Source organism: Chitinimonas arctica, assembly GCF_007431345.1.
Classification (GTDB): Bacteria; Pseudomonadota; Gammaproteobacteria; order Burkholderiales; family Chitinimonadaceae; genus Chitinimonas; species Chitinimonas arctica.
Map to the genome: position 1 here is coordinate 1,271,200 of NZ_CP041730.1, position 22,825 is coordinate 1,294,024.

The 22,825-nt window shown below is 61.9% G+C and carries 22 protein-coding genes; 14 read left to right on the forward strand and 8 right to left on the reverse strand.

Translation table 11 applies throughout. The features are described from left to right. Positions 1-1,027: 1,027 nt before the first annotated feature. Positions 1,028-1,381, reverse strand: a complete 354-nt coding sequence (locus FNU76_RS05605) for a DMT family protein (RefSeq protein WP_143856789.1) — start codon at positions 1,379-1,381, stop codon at positions 1,028-1,030. Positions 1,382-1,455: 74 nt separating this feature from the next. Here FNU76_RS05605 and FNU76_RS05610 point away from each other — a divergent pair, with 74 nt between their 5' ends. The 3 genes from FNU76_RS05610 to FNU76_RS05620 all read left to right on the forward strand — a co-directional run bounded on the left by FNU76_RS05610 (position 1,456) and on the right by FNU76_RS05620 (position 4,628). After that, positions 1,456-2,574, forward strand: a complete 1,119-nt coding sequence (locus FNU76_RS05610; RefSeq protein WP_143856790.1) for a YybH family protein — start codon at positions 1,456-1,458, stop codon at positions 2,572-2,574. 6 nt (positions 2,575-2,580) lie between these two features. Then, the gene (locus FNU76_RS05615) at positions 2,581-3,840 is read left to right on the forward strand and encodes a L,D-transpeptidase family protein (RefSeq protein WP_143856791.1); all 1,260 of its coding nucleotides are present in this window, start codon (positions 2,581-2,583) and stop codon (positions 3,838-3,840) included. A 365-nt stretch (positions 3,841-4,205) separates the two neighbouring features. Continuing rightward, on the forward strand, positions 4,206-4,628 hold the full coding sequence (locus FNU76_RS05620; protein WP_143856792.1) for a DUF4136 domain-containing protein: 423 nt from the start codon (positions 4,206-4,208) through the stop codon (positions 4,626-4,628). A gap of 226 nt (positions 4,629-4,854) precedes the next feature. On the opposite strand, the gene FNU76_RS05625 is transcribed toward FNU76_RS05620, so the two are convergent. Both FNU76_RS05625 and FNU76_RS05630 read right to left on the reverse strand, forming a co-directional pair. Beyond that, positions 4,855-5,595: a beta-ketoacyl-ACP reductase gene (locus FNU76_RS05625; RefSeq protein ID WP_143856793.1), complete on the reverse strand. Its 741-nt coding sequence runs from the start codon at positions 5,593-5,595 to the stop codon at positions 4,855-4,857. Between the two features lie 329 nt (positions 5,596-5,924). Next, positions 5,925-7,529: an ABC-F family ATPase gene (locus tag FNU76_RS05630; protein WP_144280593.1), complete on the reverse strand. Its 1,605-nt coding sequence runs from the start codon at positions 7,527-7,529 to the stop codon at positions 5,925-5,927. 157 nt (positions 7,530-7,686) lie between these two features. Between FNU76_RS05630 and FNU76_RS05635 the strand changes: the two genes are divergently transcribed. Continuing rightward, a complete protein-coding gene (locus FNU76_RS05635; RefSeq protein ID WP_143856794.1) occupies positions 7,687-9,159 on the forward strand; it encodes a cyclic-di-GMP receptor FimW-related protein in 1,473 nt (490 codons plus the stop codon). 27 nt (positions 9,160-9,186) lie between these two features. Here FNU76_RS05635 and FNU76_RS05640 read toward each other — a convergent pair whose 3' ends face one another. From FNU76_RS05640 to FNU76_RS05655, 4 genes are all read right to left on the reverse strand, one after another. After that, the gene (locus FNU76_RS05640) at positions 9,187-10,161 is read right to left on the reverse strand and encodes a GGDEF domain-containing protein (protein WP_143856795.1); all 975 of its coding nucleotides are present in this window, start codon (positions 10,159-10,161) and stop codon (positions 9,187-9,189) included. Between the two features lie 39 nt (positions 10,162-10,200). After that, positions 10,201-10,722: a GNAT family N-acetyltransferase gene (locus FNU76_RS05645; protein WP_143856796.1), complete on the reverse strand. Its 522-nt coding sequence runs from the start codon at positions 10,720-10,722 to the stop codon at positions 10,201-10,203. A gap of 53 nt (positions 10,723-10,775) precedes the next feature. Then, positions 10,776-12,458: a sensor histidine kinase gene (locus tag FNU76_RS05650; protein ID WP_143856797.1), complete on the reverse strand. Its 1,683-nt coding sequence runs from the start codon at positions 12,456-12,458 to the stop codon at positions 10,776-10,778. A gap of 96 nt (positions 12,459-12,554) precedes the next feature. After that, the gene (locus FNU76_RS05655; protein WP_143856798.1) at positions 12,555-13,361 is read right to left on the reverse strand and encodes a D-hexose-6-phosphate mutarotase; all 807 of its coding nucleotides are present in this window, start codon (positions 13,359-13,361) and stop codon (positions 12,555-12,557) included. Positions 13,362-13,467: 106 nt separating this feature from the next. Between FNU76_RS05655 and FNU76_RS05660 the strand changes: the two genes are divergently transcribed. Beyond that, positions 13,468-13,845, forward strand: a complete 378-nt coding sequence (locus FNU76_RS05660; protein WP_143856799.1) for a MerR family transcriptional regulator — start codon at positions 13,468-13,470, stop codon at positions 13,843-13,845. A gap of 138 nt (positions 13,846-13,983) precedes the next feature. Next, on the forward strand, positions 13,984-15,147 hold the full coding sequence (locus tag FNU76_RS05665; protein WP_143856800.1) for an isovaleryl-CoA dehydrogenase: 1,164 nt from the start codon (positions 13,984-13,986) through the stop codon (positions 15,145-15,147). Here the strand turns inward: FNU76_RS05665 and FNU76_RS05670 are convergent. After that, positions 15,131-15,910, reverse strand: a complete 780-nt coding sequence (locus FNU76_RS05670) for a substrate-binding periplasmic protein (protein WP_143856801.1) — start codon at positions 15,908-15,910, stop codon at positions 15,131-15,133. The genes FNU76_RS05665 and FNU76_RS05670 overlap by 17 nt on opposite strands. A gap of 133 nt (positions 15,911-16,043) precedes the next feature. Between FNU76_RS05670 and FNU76_RS05675 the strand changes: the two genes are divergently transcribed. The 8 genes from FNU76_RS05675 (at position 16,044) to FNU76_RS05710 (ending at position 22,823) form a co-directional block, all read left to right on the forward strand. Next, positions 16,044-17,225, forward strand: coding sequence for an acetyl-CoA C-acetyltransferase (locus FNU76_RS05675; protein WP_143856802.1), 1,182 nt, complete (start codon positions 16,044-16,046; stop codon positions 17,223-17,225). A 4-nt stretch (positions 17,226-17,229) separates the two neighbouring features. Next, a complete protein-coding gene (locus tag FNU76_RS05680; RefSeq protein WP_143856803.1) occupies positions 17,230-17,697 on the forward strand; it encodes a MaoC/PaaZ C-terminal domain-containing protein in 468 nt (155 codons plus the stop codon). Positions 17,698-17,801: 104 nt separating this feature from the next. Next, positions 17,802-18,941 (forward strand): acyl-CoA dehydrogenase family protein, encoded by a 1,140-nt coding sequence (locus FNU76_RS05685; RefSeq protein WP_143856804.1) that lies wholly within the window; start codon positions 17,802-17,804, stop codon positions 18,939-18,941. 37 nt (positions 18,942-18,978) lie between these two features. After that, the gene (locus FNU76_RS05690) at positions 18,979-19,488 is read left to right on the forward strand and encodes a GNAT family N-acetyltransferase (protein ID WP_143856805.1); all 510 of its coding nucleotides are present in this window, start codon (positions 18,979-18,981) and stop codon (positions 19,486-19,488) included. Between the two features lie 72 nt (positions 19,489-19,560). Continuing rightward, positions 19,561-19,908: a cupin domain-containing protein gene (locus FNU76_RS05695; protein WP_143856806.1), complete on the forward strand. Its 348-nt coding sequence runs from the start codon at positions 19,561-19,563 to the stop codon at positions 19,906-19,908. A gap of 49 nt (positions 19,909-19,957) precedes the next feature. Next, positions 19,958-21,565: a carboxyl transferase domain-containing protein gene (locus FNU76_RS05700; protein ID WP_143856807.1), complete on the forward strand. Its 1,608-nt coding sequence runs from the start codon at positions 19,958-19,960 to the stop codon at positions 21,563-21,565. Between the two features lie 3 nt (positions 21,566-21,568). Continuing rightward, positions 21,569-22,018: a YaiI/YqxD family protein gene (locus FNU76_RS05705; RefSeq protein WP_143856808.1), complete on the forward strand. Its 450-nt coding sequence runs from the start codon at positions 21,569-21,571 to the stop codon at positions 22,016-22,018. Between the two features lie 16 nt (positions 22,019-22,034). Beyond that, positions 22,035-22,823, forward strand: a complete 789-nt coding sequence (locus FNU76_RS05710; RefSeq protein ID WP_143856809.1) for an enoyl-CoA hydratase/isomerase family protein — start codon at positions 22,035-22,037, stop codon at positions 22,821-22,823. Positions 22,824-22,825 lie beyond the last annotated feature (2 nt).

A 22,825-nucleotide genomic window follows, 5' to 3' on the forward strand; every position in this document is an offset into this window, starting at 1 on the left:
CCGGTGGGCAGCTCGGCAGGCTTTATGCCTGCCGTGAGCAGTAGCAGCCCTAGCACCAGTTCGTCGAGCTCCCGTGTCGGGGGCGGCGGCGGCGGCGGTGCAAGCAGTTCAAGCAGTTCAAGCAGTTCGGGCTACCTAGCGTTCCCTCAACACGGCTTCCCAAATGCTCAGACATTTCGTGATGCAACACGGCCATTGGCGCAGCTGGCGCGAGACGGCATCGTGTTTGTTTCTGGCAGCTCTGTCACCGGACGGAGCTTCCGCAGCGGAAACCCTTTTCGAGAGGGCGGTCCCCGCAACGAGCGCAGCGACATCGACGTAGGTATCGCCTCGCCCACGTTGTACAGCAGTCAAGATGTAGACAAAAGAAGACGCACAAACGGCTTCCCTTTGCGAGACACCCCGCTTGGCAATGTGGAATTCCAGACCAATCATGCTTACAGGCCGCACCCGATCGGCCTGAGGGTCTATAACTCCGCGACCGTCGAAGGCGCGGTTGGTGATCGGCCCGTATTGATCCGCGCCCACACCCCTCCCCATTTGCGCGGTGACGAAAGCGGTGGAAGTGGGAACAGTGGCAGCAGCTCCGGTGCGAGGCCAGCGACCATGGGGAGCACCAGCAGCGGAAGCGGACGTGGCACGGCCGGCAGGTCGGGCGGCAGCACAGCGCTATCGCCCATGACAGGTGCCGGCCAGGGCGGCGGCGGGGCTGTTCCGGTTAGCACGCCGGTTAGCACGCCGGTTAGTGCATCGAACCGTTGGAACAGTGCCGCTAGCGTGCGCGTGCTCAGCGCCACGCTTGCCGGCGGCGCGGTAACCGGGGGCGCATCGAGCCATACCGGTGCAGGCGGCTCCAGTAGCTCGGGCGGCGGCCACACCCAACAGAGTGCAGGGCCTGGCAGCCATTCGGGCGGCGCTGGATAAAGGGGCGCCTCGGCCGAGCATAAGGCAAAACATTGCGAGTACGCGTCGGCCACAGCGCAAAGATTCGATTCATAGCCCGGCGGGTTTTAACCGATTCGCAGGGCTACCCTCTAAACATGAAATAGACAGCGCCCATCAAGCACAGGCCAGCCCAGATAAAATCCCACTTGAATGGCTGGCCCATGTAGAACATGGCGAACGGCACGAAGACCGCCAGCGTGATCACTTCCTGGATGATCTTGAGTTGCGCCAGGCTATAGACGGTGAAGCCGGTGCGATTAGCTGGCACCTGCAGCAGATACTCGAACAAGGCGATGCCCCAGCTGGCGAGCGCAGCGATGTACCACGGCTTGGCGGCCATATCCTTGAGATGGGCGTACCAGGCGAAGGTCATGAAAATATTGGAACAGACGAGCAACAATACGGTCTGTAGGCCGGCGGGTAGATTGGCAAGCATCGTTAGGGAACGGCCAGGGCGGCGAGTCTGATAAAATGAGGAGTTTGCGTTCCCACTCAACTTCCGTCCAGCCGATGCCCGCTTTCCGTTTTATATCTTTACTGCTGAGTATCACCCTATTGGCAGGTGCGCATGCCGGCGAAGCCGACGATATCGCCGGCAGCCTGACGCGCGGCCAGGCCGACGAGGCGCTGCAGTCGGCGGACCGGGCATTGCTCAAAGCCCCGCGCGATGCGCGGCTACGGCTGTTGCGCGGCAATGCGCTGGCCCAGCTTGGCCGTAGCAACGAAGCCATCCAGGTCTTTAGCTCGTTGACCGTTGACTACCCCGCCCTGCCCGAGCCTTATAACAATCTGGCGGCGGTGTACGCCCAACAAGGCCAGCTGGACCGCGCCCGCACTACACTGCAGATGGCCTTGCAGACCAACCCGGCCTATGCCACCGCCCATGCCAACCTGGCCGACGTATACGCCAAGCTTGCCGCGCAGTCTTATGAAAAGGCCTTGCAGCGCGACGTGGTCGAACGTCAGAACGGCCAGGTCAGCACACCGGCCAGTCCCGCCTCCTCGCGCCTGGCGCTGGTGCAGGATCTGGTCAGTCGCAGCGCGGCAACGGCCAGCAGGCCGGCCGAGACCAGACCGCCGGTCCCGCCTGCGATCGTTACCAAACCACTCCCCACACCAGTTGTCGTTGCTGCCACCAAACCGGCGGCCACCCCGGCGGTTGGGGTAATCGTGAGCAGACCGGAGCCGAAACCGGAGCCGAAACCGGAGCCGAGACCGGAACCGAAACCCCTCCCCAAACCGGAACCCAAGCCCGCTACCGTCGCACCCGTCGCCAGCCCGAACGCCGGCAAGGAAGCCGAGGCGCAGATATTGGCCGCCGTGAATGGCTGGGCGGATGCCTGGTCGCAACGGCGGGTCGGCGGCTACCTGGCAAGCTACGCGAAAAGCTTCAAGCCCGGCGGCATCGGTCGCAGCGCTTGGGAGCAGCAGCGGCGCGAACGGATCGAGGCGGCCAAACGGATCGAAGTGAAGCTGGCCAACATTCGCGTCAAGCTGGAAGGCGACACCGCCACGGTGCGCTTCGTACAACGTTACAAGTCGGACAAGCTGGAAAACTCGACCACCAAGACCTTGGTCATGGAGAAAAACGGCAGTCGTTGGCTGATCAGAGAAGAACGGGTAGGATAGATCTCCATGCGCCGTTCCTGGCTGAAAATCGCCACCTGCCTTTTTGCTGGCCTCTATCTTGCGCCCGCCGCCAACTCGATGCAGTGGCCACGCGGCGCGGCGGCGCCGCTGTCGCTATTGCAAAGGGCCCCGGCACAACTGGCGCAAGCCAAGCCGGAAGAAGTGATCGTGGCGGCCCTCAATGCTATCCGCCAAAACCGGCTGAGCGAGGCTGACCGCCTGGTCGATGCACTGCTCGACGTCCGCCCCAACTATCGCCTGGCCCACCTGCTCAAGGGCGATTTACTGATGGCCCGTGCCCAGCCGCTGGCAGGCATAGGCAGCGCCCCCATCGTCGACGACAAGCTCAACGACTTGCGTGAAGAAGCCAGCGTGCGGATGGCGCGCTACAACGCCCCACCGCCGCTGAATGAAATACCTTCCAATCTGTTGCAGCTGACCAACGGCCAGCGCTTCGCCGTGGTTGTCGATGCCAGCAAGTCCCGCCTCTATCTGTTCCGCAACGACGGTGGCGTACCGCGCTACGTGCTGGATTTCTACGTCACCATCGGCAAACTGGGCTTCGACAAGTCGCGCGAGGGCGATCAACGCACGCCGCTAGGGGTGTATTTTGTCACTGGCCATTTGCCGCGTGAACAACTGGACAAGAATTACGGCCAGCGCGCGCAACTGTATGGCGTAGGCGCTTGGCCGATCAGCTATCCGAATGACTGGGACAGGCAACAGGGCCGCACCGGCAGCGGTATCTGGCTGCACGGCGTGCCTTACGACACCTATAGCCGGGCGCCCAAGGCATCGAACGGTTGCGTCGCCATGTCGAATACCGATATGACCGCACTCGGTAGCTATCTACAGGCCAATACACCGGTCGTGATCGCATCGTCGGTGGAATGGCTCTCCAGCGAGGTCTGGCAACAGCGCCGCGAAGCCGCCCTGAACAAGCTGGAGAACTGGCGCCGCGATTGGGAAAGCCTCAATGCGCCCCGGTACCTGGCGCATTACGCCGGCGATTTCCGCAGCGGCAACAATGACCTGGCCAGATGGAAGGCCCAGAAGATCGCCGTCAATGCCGGCAAGCAGTGGGCCAGGATCCGCCTGGAAGACCTCAGTGTATTCAGCTACCCCAGCCGCGAAGGCAATCTGCTGATGGCCGATTTCGCCCAGGATTACAAAAGCAGCAATCTGGAGAACCGCAGCCAGAAGCGCCTGTATTTCCGTCGGCAGGCGGATGACTGGAAGATTATCTATGAGGCAGCGGCGGGCTGAGTGTCGGCCCGGCCTTGGGAATCAGTGTTTCCCTAACGACCGTTCTTCGTAATCTGTAAGGTGAAGAACTGGTTAAACTGCCTTTTGTCGGAAATTTAAGTGCGTTTGTTAAGCTTTGTGCAAAATGACCTGGCCTCCGGAGCTTCTCACCCGACAGCAGGCTTCCATTTCACTTTACACAAATCTTATTTCAATATATGAAATCCATTCCCAGACGCGCAGCAATTTTTGCTCTGGTTGGCATACTTGCAGGGTGCGCAACAAACAGCTTTAGTACTAACGCCACTCACGGTCCATCAATTCGAGGTTCGAAGGTATACGCATATTCCTTCCTCGATCTGCGTGATGGGGACCTCGGACCGACGATGGTTGCTCAATTGCATTTACAGCTTACCCAGTCGCTAGCGAGTGCGGACGTTTCCCTAAAAGTTATTCGCTTAAAGGATAGTGAAGCCGGCAGGTCGTTCGCCTTCGCGCATTCAGGGTCCAGTATTGAGTCGAGCTTTGCTATACGACGAACGATAGAGAGCAATTTGCTTGAAGAGAGAACGCACGGTACAGATTACAGATTGATTATCTTCCCGAGCAGCATTGAACTTAGCGATCGCTGGAAGCGCTACACTATCAACTGGGATCTTATAGACGTCAAGACGGGAAGAAGAGTGTGGAACAGTTCGTCGGTGGGGAGGCACTGGACAATGTTGTCGATCGATGAAGACCCCGAAGTGCGCGCCAAAATAATTGTGGATGGCGCCATTGCAGAGTTCAAGAGAAGCGGGTTGATTTAACGCCTGCAAGGGGTGCTAACAAGCAGCCGACCGGAAACCTGAGTACTTCCCCCCAGCTCATACATCGCCATTAAAAATAGTTATCACTTGTACTGGAGCAATTCCGACCGCGCAGCGGTGTCAATACCCCCTCTCTGCACCCGTCTTCAGCGCAATAGATCAACGATGGCGCTTTCAACAAAAAAGCCCGTCGTGTGACGGGCTTTTTTGTTGAGCAATGGCTGGGTCAGATCACCAAACCACCATCCACCGACAGCACCGCGCCATTGATGTAGCTGGCATCATCGCTGGCCAGGAAGAGGTAGACCGAGGCGATTTCTTCCGGCTGGGCCAGACGGCGCATCGGTACCTTTTCTTCCATGGCCTGGATCACCTTCTCCGGCATGTCCTTCAGAATCGGCGTCGCGACGAAGCCAGGGCAAACGGCGTTGGTGCGGATGCCGCGCTTGCCCAACTCCTTGGCCCAGGTCTTGGTGAAACCGATCACGCCGAATTTGGCGGCGGCATAATTGGTCTGGCCGAAGTTGCCGTACAGGCCCACCACGCTGGAGGCGTTCAGAATCACGCCGGCGGCCTGTTCGATCATGGTATCCACCACTGCCTTGGTGCAGTTGTAGACGCCCTTGAGATTGATATCGATCACCCGGTCGAACTGGTCTTCGGTCATCTTGGTCAGCTGGGCATCGGCGACGATGCCGGCGTTGTTGACCAGCACATCGATGCGGCCCCACTTTGCCTTGACGCCGGCGACCATCTCGGCGATCTGTTCCTTGTTGGTGACATTGACCACATAGCCGATGGCTTCGCCGCCAGCCGCCACGATTTCGCCGACCACGGTGTCGATGCCGCCTGCGTTGAGATCGCAGACCACGACACGGGCGCCCTCCTTGCCGAAACGCAGGGCGGTTGCATGGCCGATGCCGCTGGCGGCACCGGTGATAATGGTTACTTTGCCGGACAAACGCATAATTTTCTCTCCTTGGAGCTGGCCGTAAGGGCCGGAAACAAACCGTTCAAAAGCACAAGGGGAAACGCAGCACCCCTTCTGGGGCACTGCGTTTCTGTCTTCTCCATGCTTCTTCTTTGTCTTTATCCGGTTGAGCGGCCTTTGCGGCGACTCGGCGAGACGGTGGCTGACGATCGCCACCGGCCTGATTGCCCGTTATTGGTTCACGAGCGCACTGAAGATGTGCGCGCATGATAGTACGACGAAACTAGAGTGACAACTCTAAGAAAGATTCTTTTCATAAGCGTTGCCATCCTGTACGCAAAACACAACAGTATAGTTAAAAACTATTATTGCAGACCCTGGCTGGCCAAATACTCTTCATACCCACCGGTGTAGTGAACATAGCCACCATCACCTTTCAATTCAAGTATTTGGGTCGCCAGCGACGACACGAACAAGCGGTCATGCGATACGAACACCAAGGTACCCTTGTACAGTTCGAGCGCCAGGTTCAGCGACTCGATGGACTCCATATCCATATGGTTGGTCGGTTCGTCCATGACCAGCACATTCGGCTGCTGCAGGATCAGCTTACCGTACAGCATGCGGCCCTTTTCACCGCCGGATAGCACCCGCACGCATTTCTTCACATCGTCGCCGCTGAACAGCAGCTTGCCGAGGATGCCGCGTATCACCTGGTCGTCGTCGCCCGGACGGCTCCACTGCTTCATCCAATCGAACAGGGTGTCGTCGCTGTCGAAATCTTCTTCATGGTCCTGTGCAAAGTAACCCGGCTCGGCCTTCTCCGCCCACTTCACGCTACCGGCGTCCGGCTTGAGCACTTCGACCAACATCTTCATCAGGGTGGATTTACCCACGCCATTGCCGCCGATTACGGCCAGCTTCTGGCCCGCCTCGAAGATCAGGTTCAGGTTCTGGATCAGCGGCTTGTCGAAGGACTTGGACAATCCAGCCGCTTCGAAGGCTTGCCGATGCAGTTTGAGCTTGTCGTCGAATTCGAACCGGACATAGGGATTCTGGCGCGAGGAAGGCTTCACCTCGACCATGCCTTCCTTGATCTTGTCCGCCAGCTTCAAGCGGCTGGTCGCCTGGCGCGACTTGGACTTGTTGGCGGCGAAGCGGGATGCAAAGGCTTGCAGTTCGGCCACTCGTTCCTTGGCCTTGGAATTGGCGCCCAGCTGGCGTTCGCGCGCTTGCGTGCTGGCCAGCATGTAGTCGTCGTAGTTGCCCGGATAGATCTGGATGGTGCTGTAGTCCAGGTCGGCCATATGGGTGCAGACCTGGTTCAGGAAGTGACGATCGTGGGAAATGATGATCATGGTGGAATTACGCTCGTTCAGCGTCTCTTCCAGCCAGCGAATGGTGTTGATATCCAGATTATTGGTCGGCTCGTCCAGCAGCAGCACATCCGGATCGCTGAACAGCGCCTGCGCCAGCAGCACCCGTAGCTTCCAGCCCGGCGCGACTTCGCTCATGGGGCCGAAATGCTGTTCGATAGGCACACCCGCGCCCAGCAACAAGGCGCCCGCGCGTGCCTCGGCATCGTAGCCGCCCATCTCGCCGAACTTCACTTCCAACTCGGCGGCACGCATATAATCATCTTCGGTGGCGTCGAGATTGGCGTAGATCGCATCCTTCTCGTGCCGGCAGGTCCATAGCTCGCCGTGCCCTTGCAGCACCACGTCGATCACGCGCTGATCTTCATAACCGAATTGGTCCTGCCGCAACTTGCCAAGCCGGACGCCGGGGTCGAGACTGACATTGCCTGCCGACGGTTCGAGGTCGCCGCCGAGGATCTTCATAAAGGTGGATTTGCCCGAACCATTGGCGCCGATCAAGCCATAGCGGTTGCCGCCGCCGAACTTGACGGACACTTTTTCGAACAAGGGCTTGGCACCGAATTGCATGGTGATATTGGCGGTGTTGATCACCTTGGAGTACTCCCAGAAGGCGCCCTGATCGGCGCCTGATACAAAAATAAAAAACCACGCATAGCGCGGTGCGGCAAAATTGCGTAATTTTACCACAGCAGCCCAATCCGACCGTCCGGTGTAAATCGGCTGCCGCCCAATAAAAAACGCCCAAGACATGTTCGATTTCAAAGGCCTTATCGACGCGCTGATGCGCCGCGCGCGCGAAGATGAAGAGGCCGGCCCTACCGCCACCCGGATGCTGATCAATTTGCCTCGCCACGAGACATTGATCGTACTGACCGAGATCATCAAGGCGCTTGCCGCCCTGAACCGCAATCCGCGCATTGGCCTGAAGGACCGCTACCGCGCGGTGCAGGCATTCGACGAGAAGGCGCGCCCCCTGGCCGCCCTGCTGGTGAAGGTATTTCGCGGCGAAGAACACATAGACACCATTCTGCCCCAACAAATTCAGCCGAGTTTGCTGGCTTGCTGGAAAGAGCTGGCGTCCGCCTACAAGCTTTGCCTGAAACAGCACGCCCAATCGCCTAGCGCGCGCTTCGCAGGCGACGCCGAGCTGATCACCCTGCGTGCCCTCGCCTATTACGCCGAACAGGCCAAATGGGCCTATATGCGTTACTACGATGCCGAGCCGCGCATATGGCGCAGCTTGAACCGGCTCTACCAGATCGCCGAAGCGGCCGGCTTTTCCAGCAAACCCATCGCGCCCTATCCGGACGTTGCCCCGCTCAGCGTCGGCCGGGTCTATCGCCATGCGCTGCTGCTCAAACTGGCCGAACCGGAACGGCGTCGGGTCGAAGAGCTGTGGATGATAGACGGCTGGGTGGACGGTTGGCTGGAATATGCCGCCCTGGAAAAAATCATCCGTCCGCGCGACCAGACCTTCGCCATCAACCTGGACGAGCCCAAGCCGCCGATGAAGCTGCGCCGCAATATGGTGGGCGAACGCTATCGCTATCTCGATACCGAACCGCTAGCCAATTACCTGGGCGAGCTGGCCAGGGAAGCCGGCCGCGGCGGCAAGCACCATGACCCGGCCGAGGGCGACTCGCTGACCCGCCTCTATACCGACCTGGCGGTGGTCTATTCACGCGAGGGCCAGGCCCGCTCGCGCCGCAGCGAAAGGCGCCACAAGGAACGGGAAGCCGGCGCCGCCGTCGGCATGGACCATATCGGCCGGCTCCTGCGGGAGAACAGCCAGACCGGCTGGGAAAGCTGGATGCTGGGCGATGAGAGCGCCAACGGCCTGGGTGCGCACTATAAAGCGCATTTCGACGACAAGATGACAGTGGGCGAAATCCTCGCCTTGAAAGACGAACACGGCATCTGCCTGGCCGTGGTGCGCCGCCTGCACAAAACCCGCGAAGGCCAGATCAAGGTGGGCGCCGAACGCCTGGCGAGCAAACCCGCCGCCGTGCTGCTGGAAGGCCCAGCCGGCAAGCTGCCCGCCCTTTACTGCGCCGAATCGCCGCACGGCCGCATGTTGCTGCTGCAACGTCATGGCTACCAGGTCGGGCAGATCGTCAACTTGAGCGCTGGGGGTAAAAGCTTCAGCATTCAGTTGGGGCCGACGCTGGAGATACTGCCGGAATATGTGCTGTGCGGTTTTACGGTGCTGGCCAAAACCTAAGTGTTGGGTTCGGTGTTCCGCACAGACTTACTCGTCCCAAGCCACCACCCGATCCCGCCCGGTATGCTTGGCCCCATACAAGGCCTGGTCGGCACGGGCGATCAAGGTATCGATTCCCACCTGCGGTACCCATTGCGCCACGCCGAAGCTGGCCGTCATCGCGATCGGGCCGGCGGGCGTGGCGATGCGCAGCGTGGTGATCTTGGCACGCAGGCGTTCCGCGACCTCCATGGCCGTGGCCAGGTCGGCGTCGGGCAGGAGGGCGACAAACTCCTCGCCGCCGAAGCGCGCCAGTACGTCCATTTCGCGTAGTTCGCCGGCCGCCGTACGCGCCAGCATACGGATGGCCTCATCGCCGGTTTCGTGGCCGTACCCGTCATTGATGCGTTTGAAATGATCGATATCGAAGATAAACACCGACAAGGTTGCCGATTGCCGATCCAGACGCTTGAACTCGATATCGGCCCGCTCCTGGAAGGCACGCCGATTCAGCAATTGCGTCAGGCTGTCGGTATTTGCCAGCTCCTTCAGGCGATCCACCAACTGCTGCCTTTCTTCCAGGGAGTCGAACAGAAGGCGATTGGCGGTATCCAGCATAAGCGTACGGGCGCTGACCTGCTCTTCCAGCGCAGCATTGAGAACCCCGAGCTTGGTCTGTTCCGCCCGCAGCGTGTCAATCAAGCGCCGGAACGAGCTGGATAGCTGCCAGGTCTCTCGGAATGCCGTTTCCGTGGGGATGGCGGCATCGTCCTCGCCACGGCGCAGCCGGTCGGCTGCATCGCTCAGTTGCATCATTGGCCGAGCCATGCGGCCCGCCAGCAAAACGCCGAACAAGGCAGACAGTACCGCCATGGCGACACCGGCCATCAGCACGATGCTTTGCAGACACCCCACCGGCACGTTGGCCAACCGTTCCAGGGAATGGGACAGTAGCAACGACATCAGCACGGATATCGAGGCGAAAGACAGGGCCAGCGTGGTGCGTAAGGATAGTTTCGGCATGGACTCCCGCCGCGAGGGCGTCGTCTGGTGGCAGGCTACTTATATAGACAAGGGATCGAACAGGAGTTTGCCCATCCATACTTCGTCGACCACCCGGCCGTCGCAATGCAGGGAGCCACGCTTCACGCCCTCCTCCACGAAACCCGCACGTCGATACAAGGCACGGCCGGCGTCGTTGTGCGCCATCATCGTCAGTTCCAGCCGCCATAAGCCAGCCTGCCGTGCCCAGGCTTCCGCGGTGGCGAACAGGGTCAGGCCTATGCCCTGGCGCCGGTGCGCTTCGGCAACGCCGGCCACGATATAGCCGCATCCCCAGCTCTTGCGCGCGGCGCCGCCTGCCACCGAGATAAATCCACCCAGTTTGTTGTCGACCAGGGCCAGCAGGAAGCGATGGTTGTCATGCTCGGCGAAACGCCGGAAATTGGCCGCGACCTCGACGACGGTACGCTGCGCATATTCTTCCGGCGTCACCAGCATGGTGTCGGCGCCGGCGATCAGTTCGGCGAAGAAATGGCGAAAATCCGCCGCGTCATCGGGCTGGGCGGGACGTATCAGCAACATGCGCTTCCTCCGGCTTGCAGGGGCAACTTCCTGCCACTTTTTTTGGGTGCCGGCTAAGACTCGTCGCCGGCCAGTAGCGCCATCAGTTCGCCGGCAGGCGGAAGCCAGAACGCAAAGGCAGCCCCTTCACCGGGCCGGCTCTGCGACAAGATACCGCCATGGTGGCGGTGGATCACTCGCTGGGCGATGGCCAGGCCGGTGCCGCCACCGGTAAAGCCGCCTTCGCCCTGAAAACTCTGGAAGGGTGCGAACAGCCGCTCGGCGGTGGGTGCGTCGAAGCCGCTCCCGTTGTCCTGTACCACGAATTCGCGGCGGCCCGCATTCTGCCGCTCGAACAAGGCAATGCTCGGCTTCGCCATATGCTCGGTGAAACGCCAGGCGTTACGCAGCAGGCAATCCAGCAGGATGCGCATCAAACCGGGATCGGCATGCACCACCAGATGGGGGCTGATGGTCACTTCCATTCCGCTATGCGGATGCTGGTTCTGCAGGTCGGCGACGATTTCCAGGGCCAGCTGGGTAAGGTGGACCTTGCCGACATTGAGCGGCCGCAACGATATCTTGGACAAGCTGACCAGGTCATCCAACAGCCGCCCCATCCGCTCGGCGGCGTTCAGGGTACGTTCCAGGTAATCGCGGCCGGCGTCGTCCAAACGGTCGGCATAATCTTCGCGCAGGATGGAACCGAAGCCATGCACCGCCCGCAGCGGTGCGTTCAGATCGTGCGAAACCGCATAGGTAAAGGCTTCCAATTCGCGCATCGTGCGCTTCACATGCTCGGTACGGGCCGCCACCCTGCCCTCGAGCTCGGCATTGAGCCGCCGTACCTCCACTTCGCGGCGCAAGCGCTCCAATTCCGCCGCCGTGCGCCCCGCGAACAGCTCCATCAGTCTGCGCGCCATGCTGCCATCTTCGTAGGGCTGATCGTGCAGCACGGCGATCAGGCCCAGCATCGTGCCATCGGATGCGACCAAGGGCACGCCCAGGTAGCTCTGCACCGCCAGGTCGCGCAGGAGAACCGCATCCGGGAACTGTTGCTGCACATCGCGCGGATACGAACCCTCGTGGCCGGCCAACACTTCGGCCGAAGGGGTGCCGGCGAGGGCAAACTCGCGCGGTTCACTCTCCACGCCCTGTACGCTCAGCGCCAGCGTACGGGCATGACTAGCCGAGCCGGCGGGAAAGGTCTCCAGCACCATGGCGTAGCGCACACCCAAGGCCTGGCAAAGCGCATTGGCCAGGGCGCCGAGAAAACCACGGCCAACCCGGTTGGCGGTACTGGCTTGCACCTGTTTGACCAGCAGGTCGAAACGGTGGCTGATGCTGACATCCTGGTTGATACCGGCCATGCGCAGCGGCTGGCCGGCGGCATTGCGCTCCACCCAGGCGGTGCCGTGGATATGGCGCCAACCGCCATCGGGCGCGCGCACCCGAAACACGGTGTCGTAGGGCCGCTCGCCCCGCAATGCGGCGCCCACTTCCTCGCTGACCTTGAGCAAATCGTCGGGATGCAGGAGCGCCAGCCAGGCATTGCCGTCAAGCTGGGCGCCATGGGCCAGGCCGTAGGCGCGGTACATGCCATCATTCCAGATCAAGCGTCCGGCGCTGACTTCCCAGACGAATACCCCGAGCTGGGCCGACTTGGCCGCTTCCAACAAGGCGTCGGCGATCCCGCCGGGGTCGTCCAGTTCCTCGGCGGAACAGATGAACAGCTGGTGGAAGTCGGGCAAGGACATCAGTGTCGTACCAGGGGGTAACGCTACAGTCTAGCGCAGGGCGACAGTGGCTGCGCGGCCTGCCAGCCGGTGGGACGATGGCTGGTTACCAGCCTATTACCTGCCCTTTTCGTACCAGCCCAGATCCATACCGGCGCGATGCGTTTCGCCAGGTAGCAGCGTAACCGTAGCAGCGCCTATATTGCCCCGTTCCACGCAGACATATTCCGGCCAGTGCCGCCCAATATCCGCGACGGTTTCCGCCGCGGCGCCAGGGTTCCAGACCACTGCGCTACGCATCCCCTCGGCTGCAATCTCGATGGTGCGGTCACCGTCATGCAGCGCCAACGGGTCGGGTGCCGATTCGAAATTGGCGTCTATCGGAAGCGCCAGCGCAATACTGCCGGGCTGCGGCGTGGTGACATGGCCCACCTCGCGGCGCAGCCGTCCGGCCAGGCCGTCCAGGCTGCATTCGCGGCAATCGCCCACTGCGAAGTAGCTATGCAGGGCGTAGCTGAAATCGAACGACTGGGTATCGCGATTCTCCACCCGGAAGTCGAAATGCAAGCGGCTATCGAGGGTGATGGCCAGCGTCAGGCGGAAAGCAAATGGCCATAGCGCCCGACTGCGCGGGTCGTCGCGCAATTCGAAGCACACCCGATCGGCGCGCTGCTCAAGCAAGTTCCAATCATGGTTGCGGGCAAAGCCATGCGCCGGCAAACCCGCCGGATGCTTGCCGAACCAGGGAAAACAGATCGGCACGCCGCCCCGGATCGCCTTGCCGGCTTCGAACAAAGCCAGCGGCGACAACCATAGCAAGGGGCGGCCCTGCAACTGCGCGTCCAGCACTTGTGCGCCCTGACGGCTGACCCGTGCCCGGCCATGAGGGGAAACCAATTCGATCAGATCGGGAGAAGAGCTCATGAGGTGCCCGCCAGGCGCAAGGAGAATAGACAGTGATTATGACAGCCCCGCCCCCCTCTGCTATCTTCGTTGGGACATATAAAACAACCAGACAAAACCCCAAGCCATGCCAGACGACCGCATCTTTACCATTACCGAGCTGGCCCGAGAATTCGATCTCACCCCGCGCGCCATCCGCCACTACGAACACGAGGGCTTGCTGGCCCCGGGCCGCCAAGGCCGCAACCGGGTCTTTACCCGGGCCGACCGTACCCGCCTCAAACTGATCCTGCGCGGCAAACGGTTGGGTTTTTCCCTGCAGGAAACCTATGAGCTGTTCGCCCTGTATGACGCAGCGCGGGACGAACGGCCGCAGCTGGTCAAGCTGCTGGAATTCCTGCGGCCCAAGCGCGAGGCGCTGGTGCAGCAAAGGGCCGATATCGATGCCATCCTGCTGGAAATGGACAAGCTTGAGCAGGAAGCCGAGTGCCTGCTGCGCGACTAGCTGCACCGTTCCGCCGGAGCAATTGACGTTGACGTCAACGTAACTTACAGTATCGAGCAATTGCTTGAGCCCGTCTGCCGGGCTCGCCCGGCATCGGCTGTCGCGCCGATGCGCCGACGCCCTTCAGGAGACGACACCATGCATATCCCCGCCCTCAACTTCGGCCTAGGCGAAGACATCGATATGCTGCGCGCCGCCGTGCAGACCTTTGTCGCAGCAGAAATCGCGCCGCACGCGGCAGCCATCGATACCGACAATCTGTTCCCCGCTCCGCTTTGGCGCCAACTCGGTGAGATGGGCCTGCTGGGCCTGACGGTGTCGGAGGAGTATGGCGGGACCAATATGGGTTACCTGGCCCATATCGTCGCCATGGAGGAAATCTCCCGTGGCTCGGCGTCGGTGGGCCTGTCCTACGGCGCGCATTCCAATCTATGCGTCAACCAGATCAATAAGAACGGCACGGAAGCGCAAAAGCGCAAATTCCTGCCCAAGCTGGTATCCGGCGAGCATGTCGGCGCCCTCGCGATGTCGGAGCCGAACGCCGGCTCGGACGTGGTCAGCATGAAGCTGCGCGCCGACAAGAAAGGCGACCACTATGTCTTGAACGGTTCCAAGATGTGGATTACCAACGGCGGCGATGCCGACGTATTGGTGGTTTATGCCAAGACCGATGTGGATGCCGGCGCCCGCGGCATGACCGCCTTCCTGATCGAAAAGGGTATGGCCGGCTTCAGCCACGGCAGCAAATTGGACAAGCTGGGCATGCGCGGTTCCAACACCTATCCGCTGTTCTTCGACGATGTGATGGTGCCGGAAGAAAACGTGCTGGGCGCCGTCGGCCGTGGGGTCAATGTGCTGATGAGCGGGCTCGATTACGAGCGCGCCGTGTTGTCCGGCGGCCCGCTGGGCATCATGGCCGCCGCCATGGATGCGGTGGTGCCTTTCGTGCACGAGCGTAAACAGTTTGGCCAGGCCATCGGCGAATTCGAGCTGATGCAAGGCAAGCTGGCCGATATGTACGCCACCTGGAGTGCCTGTCGCGCCTATGTCTATACCGTCGGCCGTGCCTTGGACCGTGGCGAGACCACCCGTAAGGATGCCGCCGGCGCCATTCTGTACGCCGCCGAGAAAGCCACCTGGATGGCTGGCGAGGCGATCCAGACGCTGGGTGGCAACGGCTATATCAATGAATACCCGGTGGCGCGCCTGTGGCGCGATGCCAAGCTGTATGAGATCGGCGCCGGCACCAGCGAAATCCGCCGCATGCTGATCGGCCGCGAGCTGTTCAACGAGACGAAGTAAGGCTGTCCAGATAACGCGCGCGAATGTCGCTGAGCGTACCGCGCCGCTCCAGCCGGACGATGGCCCGGTTCAGGGCGGCCAGGTCGCTCTCCTGCAAGCTGCGGCGGCTGAGCATAAAGTGGACCGGATCGTGATTGACGTTAAAGGGCAGGGACAGCAGTTTGATATCGTTCTGGCGGGCCGCATCCAGCAGGGCGAAGCGGTCGCCGATCAATACCTGTCCGCGATCGCCGCCCAACATGCGCATGGCCTGCGCGTAGCTTTCGTAGCGGGTCAGCAGCCCGGCCGCGGCGAACTCGCGCACCAGGCCGTCGAATGTGGCGCCGTACCAGCCGTCGCTGGGCGCGATCAGCCCATAGCGGCCTTGCAACGCCATGACCAGGCTGGTCAGGCGGCTGGCGGAATGATTGCCGCGCAGGGTAAAAGCCGCCACGTCCTCATTGCGGTAAGGGCGGGTAAACCAGGCGTACTGGCGTCGCTCGGCGGTATCGGAGGCGGCCAGCAGCAAGTCCAGCTCGCCTTGCCGCAGCATCAAGCCTCGGCGCTTGCGCGGGATATCGAATACGAACTTGACAGGACAACCGGCCTCGCGGGCCACCGCCGTCAACATCTCGACTTCCATGCCGGCGGGCTGCCGGCCGGAAGCCAAAAAGGCATACGGCGGCCAATCCTCGAATGGCACCCGCAAGACACGGCTGCACGCAGCCAAAGACGGCGCGCCGGCCAAAATACTCAGCAACACCAGCAGTACGCGCGAGCACATAGGGTAGACCGGAAATGAAGCGGTATCACCGTTGTTATAGCGATATCGCGCGATTTTTCCCCACCATTCGGGTGGCCGATCACGGCCACCATCCCCGTTGATAAGTCATACCATTCATCTTTCAGGAGCCATCATGTCCGAATCCATTGTCATCGTTTCCGCCGCGCGTACCCCCATGGCCGGGCTGCAGGGCGACTTCGCCAGCCTGACCGCTTCGCAACTGGGCGCGGTGGCGATCAAGGCGGCGGTCGAACGCGCCGGCCTGGCGGCCGGCGATGTGGAAGAAGTCATCATGGGCAATGTGCTGCCGGCAGGCCAGGGCCAGGCGCCCGCCCGCCAGGCTGCGCTGGGGGCCGGCCTGCCCCTGGGGACGAATTGCACCACCATCAACAAGATGTGCGGCAGCGGCATGAAGGCCATCATGCTGGCGCACGATATGCTGCGCGCCGGCAACAACACGGTGATGGTGGCCGGCGGCATGGAAAGCATGAGCAATGCACCCTATCTGCTGCAAAAGGCCCGCGCCGGCTACCGCCTGGGCCACGGCGAACTGAAGGACCATATGTTCCTGGATGGCCTGGAGGATGCCTATGACAAGGGCCGCCTGATGGGCAGCTTCGCCGAAGAATGCGCCGACAAGTATGGCTTCAGCCGCGAAGCGCAGGATAACTTTGCGCTCGCCTCGCTTTCGCGTGCCGTTGCAGCCATCAAGGACGGCTGTTTCCAGGCCGAGATCTGCCCGGTCCTGGTGGCCGGCCGCAAGGGCGATGTGACCATCGCACAAGACGAGCAGCCGCTGAAGGCACAGCCGGAAAAGATCCCCACCTTGAAGCCGGCTTTCCGCAAGGATGGCACCATCACGCCCGCCAATGCCTCGTCCATCTCGGATGGCGCCGCCGCGTTGGTGCTGATGCGCGAAACGGATGCCAAGGCACGTGGCCTCAAGCCGCTGGCCCGCATCGTCGGCCATGCCAGCCATGCGCAGGAACCCGGCTGGTTCACCACCGCGCCAGTGGGCGCCATGAAGAAATTGTTCGAAAAGACCGGCTGGAGCGCCGATAGCGTCGATCTCTATGAGATCAACGAAGCGTTCGCCGTCGTCACCATGGCCGCCATGCACGAATTGGCCTTGCCGCACGAAAAGGTCAATGTACACGGCGGCGCTTGCGCCCTTGGCCACCCTATCGGCGCGTCCGGCGCCCGCATCGTTGCCACCCTGATCCATGCGCTTCGGCAATACGGCAAGCAACGCGGCGTGGCCAGCCTGTGCATAGGCGGCGGCGAAGCCACCGCCTTGGCGATCGAACTGGTTTGATGCCATGACCCTCTATTTCGAAGATCTCAAGCCCGGCCGCGTCTTCAAGGCCGGCCCCGTGACGGTGGACCCGGCCGAGGCACACGACTTCGCCAGCAGCTATGATCCCCAAGCGTTTCATCTGGACGAAGCGGCCGGACTCGCCAGCGTGTTCGGCGCCATGGTGATCAGCGGCTGGCAGACCGCCGCTTACACCATGCGCATGCTGACCAGCAGCGAGTTGAGCCGGATCGCCAACGGCTTGGTCGGTCTGCAGCTGGATAAGGTGATGTGGCACCAGCCGGTCAAGCCGGGCGATACGCTGAGCGCCGAGTTCGACGTGATGGGCCGCAAGCACTCCCGCTCCAAGCCGGCCTTCGGCGTGGTGCAATTGGCCTGGCGCACCTTCAACCAGCATGGCGAGTTGGTAATGAGCCTGGAAAACGCCATCTGGGTAGCAGTGCGCGATCCCGACGGCAAAGCCGCGGCTTGATCGACGCAGCCCTAATCTGGGCGGACCGCCTGGCGACCCGCCCTTCCCCATTCCCTAGCGCCCGCCCCACAGGGCGGTGAACGGCGGCAAGCACTGGAGCAGGCATGATACTGAGCGAAGAACATCAGATGATACGGGACAGCGTGCGCGAGTTCGCCCGTGAGCGGCTGTGGCCGAGCGCAGGCTTGCGCGACGAAACGCATGCCTTTCCCTATGACGAAATCGCCCAGGCCGCCGAATTGGGCCTGTTCGGATTGACCGTGCCGCCCGAATGGCAAGGCGCCGGGCTGGACTACCTCGCTTCCGCCCTGGTGATCGAGGAACTGGCGGCCGGCGACGGCGCGTTCTCCACCATTGTTTCGGTACACAACTCGGTGGGTTGCGGTCCTATCCTGGCCTTCGGCAACGATGTGCAAAAAACCGAATACCTGACCAAGCTGGCCAGCGGCGACTGGCTGGCCAGCTTCTGCCTGACCGAGCCGCAGGTCGGCTCGGAAGCCAGCGCCATCAAGACCAGGGCGGTACGTGACGGCGACAGCTTCGTGCTCAATGGCGCCAAGCAATTCATCACCAACGGCAAGAACAGCCAGCTGGCCATCGTGATCGCCGTCACCGACCCGGCCGCCGGCAAGAAAGGCCTGAGCGCCTTTATCGTTCGCACCGATACGCCTGGCTACAATGTGGCGCGCGTGGAAAAGAAGCTGGGCCAGGCCGCCAGCGATACTTGCGCCATCGTGCTGGACGGCTGCCGTGTGCCGGCAACGAATCTGCTGGGCCTGGAAGGCGAAGGCTACAAGGTCGCGCTGGCCAGCCTGGAATCGGGCCGCATCGGTATTGCCGCGCAGGCCCTGGGGATGGCGCGTTCCGCTTATGAGTGCGCCTTGCGCTACAGCCGCGAACGCGTCAGCTTCGGCAAACCGATTTTCGAACACCAGGCGGTGAACTTCCGGCTGGCGGATATGGCCACACAACTCGAAGCCAGCCGCCAATTGATCTGGCATGCCGCCAGCCTGAAGGACGCGGGCCTGCCCTGCCTGAAGGAAGCCAGCATGGCCAAGCTGTTCGCCAGCGAGATGGCCGAGCGCGTATGCTCGGATGCCATTCAGATCCATGGCGGCTATGGTTACCTGAGCGATTTCCCGGTCGAGCGTATTTACCGCGATGTCCGTGTCTGCCAGATCTACGAGGGGACCAGCGATATCCAGCGTATCGTGATAGGACGCGCCATCGGCCAGGATATCTAGGATGTATTGAAGTGCCCACCGAAAGAAGACAGCAGTAATGCAAGAGCAAATTCAACGTATTCGTCCCGACCAGGCCGACGTCCTGCGCGGCCTGCGTCTGTCCGGGCTGCAAGAAGCGCCAGACGCCTTCGGCCGCCGCTATGCCGAAGTGGCCGCCCGGCCGGCGCAATATTGGGATGAGCACGTCCAACGCTATGCCAGCAGCAGCGATTCTGCGACGTTCGTGCTGTACCGCGCCGGCAAGCCGGTCGGCATGGCCGGCGCCTATCTGGAAGGCGGTCGGCGCGACCATGCCTATATCTGCAATATGTGGGTGGAACCGGCTTTCCGCCGTGGCGGCGCGGGTGGCCGCCTGGTCGATACGGCCACCCGCTGGCTGGCGGAGCAGGGTGCCGAGCGCATCAATGCCTGGGTGGTGGACGGCAACCAACCAGCCATGCGCTTCTACCAGACGCTGGGCTTTGTCCGCTGTAGCGAACAGCGTTGCCATCCCGCCCTGCCGGAAGTCATCGAGGCCCTGTTGGCCTTCGATACCGCCTTGCTATAGACAGATGCACGACCGAACCCCGGCAAACCCAAAGCCATTTACCGTTTTCAGCAGGCCTGAACCAGGAATCGCATGCAGACTTTCCATCTAGACGCCATCAGCCAGGACCGGCAGACCCATAGCCAGCCCTATCACGAGTTCCTGCGCGCCCGCGATATGAGCGCCGGCCTCTACCATTTGCAGCCGGGCAATCACGATGCCCAGGGCGCTCACCAGGAAGACCTGCTGTTCTATGTAATACGCGGTCATGCCACGTTGCAGGTGGACGACGATCGCATCGCCGTACAAGCCGGCAGCATCGTCCATGTCCCGGCCAAGGCGCTGGCCCGTTTCAGCGAGGTCACGGCGGCATTGGACGTACTGGTGGTGTTCGCGCCGGCCGAATCCGTCCCTACCGTCGAGACGCGCCGTTCGGTGTAAGCCCTCCCCTTCCACTCCGACAGTCCAGCCTGTCCCAGCCAGATCGCCCATGAATACGCTACCCAACACCATCAATCCCAAAGCCGAGCAATTCCAGACCAATCGCGCCGCCATGCAGGCCCTGGTGGACGATCTGCGCGACCAGGCCGCCCGCGTGGAACTGGGTGGCGGCCAGGTGGCCCGCGACCGCCATACCGCGCGCGGCAAACTGTTGCCGCGCGACCGTGTGGCGCAACTGCTGGACGTCGGCTCACCCTTCCTGGAGATCGGACAACTGGCGGCACATGGCCAATATGACGACCAGGTCCCCAGTGCCGGCCTGATCGCCGGCATCGGCCGGGTATCCGGCATCGAATGCATGATCATCGCCAATGACGCGACGGTCAAAGGCGGTACCTACTACCCGCTGACGGTGAAGAAGCATCTGCGCGCGCAGGAGATCGCCATGCAGAATCGGCTGCCCTGCATCGCCCTGGTCGATTCCGGCGGCGCCAACCTGCCCAACCAGGACGAGGTCTTCCCCGACCGCGACCATTTTGGCCGCATCTTTTATAACCAGGCCAATCTCAGTGCCCAGGGCGTACCGCAGATCGCCGCCGTGATGGGCAGCTGTACCGCCGGTGGTGCCTATGTGCCGGCGATGTCCGATTACAGCGTAATGGTGAAGGGCCAGGCCACCATCTTCCTGGCCGGGCCGCCGCTGGTACGCGCTGCTACCGGCGAAGTGGTCAGCGCCGAGGAATTGGGCGGCGCCGACGTGCATGCCAAGATCAGCGGCGTGGCCGACTACTACGCCCATAACGATGCGCACGCCCTGGACCAGGTCCGGCGCATCGTCGCCAATCTCAATTGGACCAAACCGATGACCGTGGCGCGCAAGCCGGTCGAAGCCCCCCTCTATCCGGGTGAAGAGCTATACGGCATCGTCGGTGCGGACCTGAAGAAACCGTTCGATATCCGCCAGGTGATCGCCCGTATCGTCGACGGCAGCAAGTTCGACGAGTTCAAGGAAACCTACGGCACCACCCTGGTCACCGGCTTCGCCCATATCTACGGCATGCCGGTGGGCATCATCGCCAACAATGGGGTGCTGTTCTCCGAGTCGGCCCAAAAAGGCGCGCACTTTATCGAGTTGTGCAGCCAGCGCGGCATTCCGCTGGTTTTCCTGCAGAACATCACCGGCTTTATGGTGGGCAAGAAGTACGAGGCGGAAGGCATTGCCAAGCATGGCGCCAAGATGGTGACGGCGGTCGCTACCAGCAAGGTGCCGAAATTCACCCTGGTGATAGGCGGCAGCTACGGTGCCGGCAATTACGGGATGTGCGGGCGCGCCTACAGCCCTAATTTCATGTTTATGTGGCCCAACGCCCGCATCGCCGTGATGGGCGGGGAGCAGGCCGCCGGTGTTTTGGCGCAGGTACGCGAAGAAGCCTTGGCGAAAAAGGGCCAGCAACTCTCAGACGCGGAACGCGAGGGCATCAAACAGCCCTTGCGCGACCAGTTCGAGACGCAATCGCACCCCTACTACGCTACCAGCCGCCTGTGGGACGACGGCATCATCGATCCGCGCGACAGCCGCCGCGTGCTGGGGCTGGCCATTTCCGCCAGCTTGAACAAACCAATAGAAGAAACCCGCTTCGGCGTGTTCCGGATGTAAGCCATGCAAATCTGGGTCGATGCCGACGCCTGCCCCGGCGTGATCAAGGAGATCCTGTACCGCGCCGCCGAGCGCTGGCAGGTGTGCACCACCTTGGTCGCCAACCAGTTGCAGCGCGTACCGCCTTCGGCCTATCTGCGCAGCGTGCAAGTGCCGTCCGGTTTCGACGTGGCCGACCGGGAGATCGTGTTGCGGGTCGAACCGGGCGACCTGGTCATTACCGCCGATATCCCCTTGGCGGCACAGGTTATCGACAAGGGTGGCCATGCCCTCAATCCTCGCGGTGAAGTCTATTCGGCCGAGGACATGGCGGAGCGCCTGAATATGCGCGACTTCATGGAATCGCTGCGCAACAGTGGGGTAGCAACCGGTGGACCGGCGCCATTCAGCCAGTCGGACCGGCAGGCTTTCGCCAAACAGCTGGACAAGTTTTTGCAAAAGTACCGGTCATAGACAAGGAGACAGCAAAATGAGCAACGCCCTTACCCGCCATATCGCCGCCAATGGCTTGGCCACCCTTACCCTCACCCGTCCAGAGCGACATAACGCCTTCGACGATGGCCTGATCGTGGAGCTGACCGCCGAACTGGCCAAGCTGGACGCCGACCCGGCCGTCCGCGTGGTTATCCTGGCTGCCGCCGGCAAGAGCTTTTCCGCCGGCGCCGACCTGGCCTGGATGAAGCGGATGGCCAGCTACGGTGAATCGGAAAACCTGGAAGATGCCCGCAAGCTGGCCAAACTGATGCATACGCTGGACACACTCAGCAAGCCCACCGTGGCGGCGGTGCAGGGACCGGCCTATGGCGGCGGCGTAGGGTTGGTGGCCTGTTGCGATATGGTATTCGCCGCGCCGGAAGCCATGTTCGCGCTGACCGAAGTCAAGCTGGGACTGATTCCCGCCGTGATCTCGCCCTATGTAGTACGCAAGATAGGCAACAGCCAGGCCCGCCGCTACTTCCTGTCGGCCGAGCGCTTCAGTGCCGACACCGCGCTGCGCCTCGGCCTGGTACACGAGATCGCCCCGCAGGACGAGGTCACCGTATTGGCCACCAGCTGGGCGACCCAGTTGCTCAACAATGGCCCGGCTTCCATGCTGGCCGCCAAGCGGCTGGTCGCGGAAGTATCCAACCGTCCGATCTGCAGCGAGTTGAACGATCTGTGCGCCCAGCGTATCGCCAGCCAGCGGGTCAGCCCCGAAGGCCAGGAGGGACTGACCGCCTTCCTGGAAAAGCGCCCGCCCAACTGGGTCAAGCACTAAAG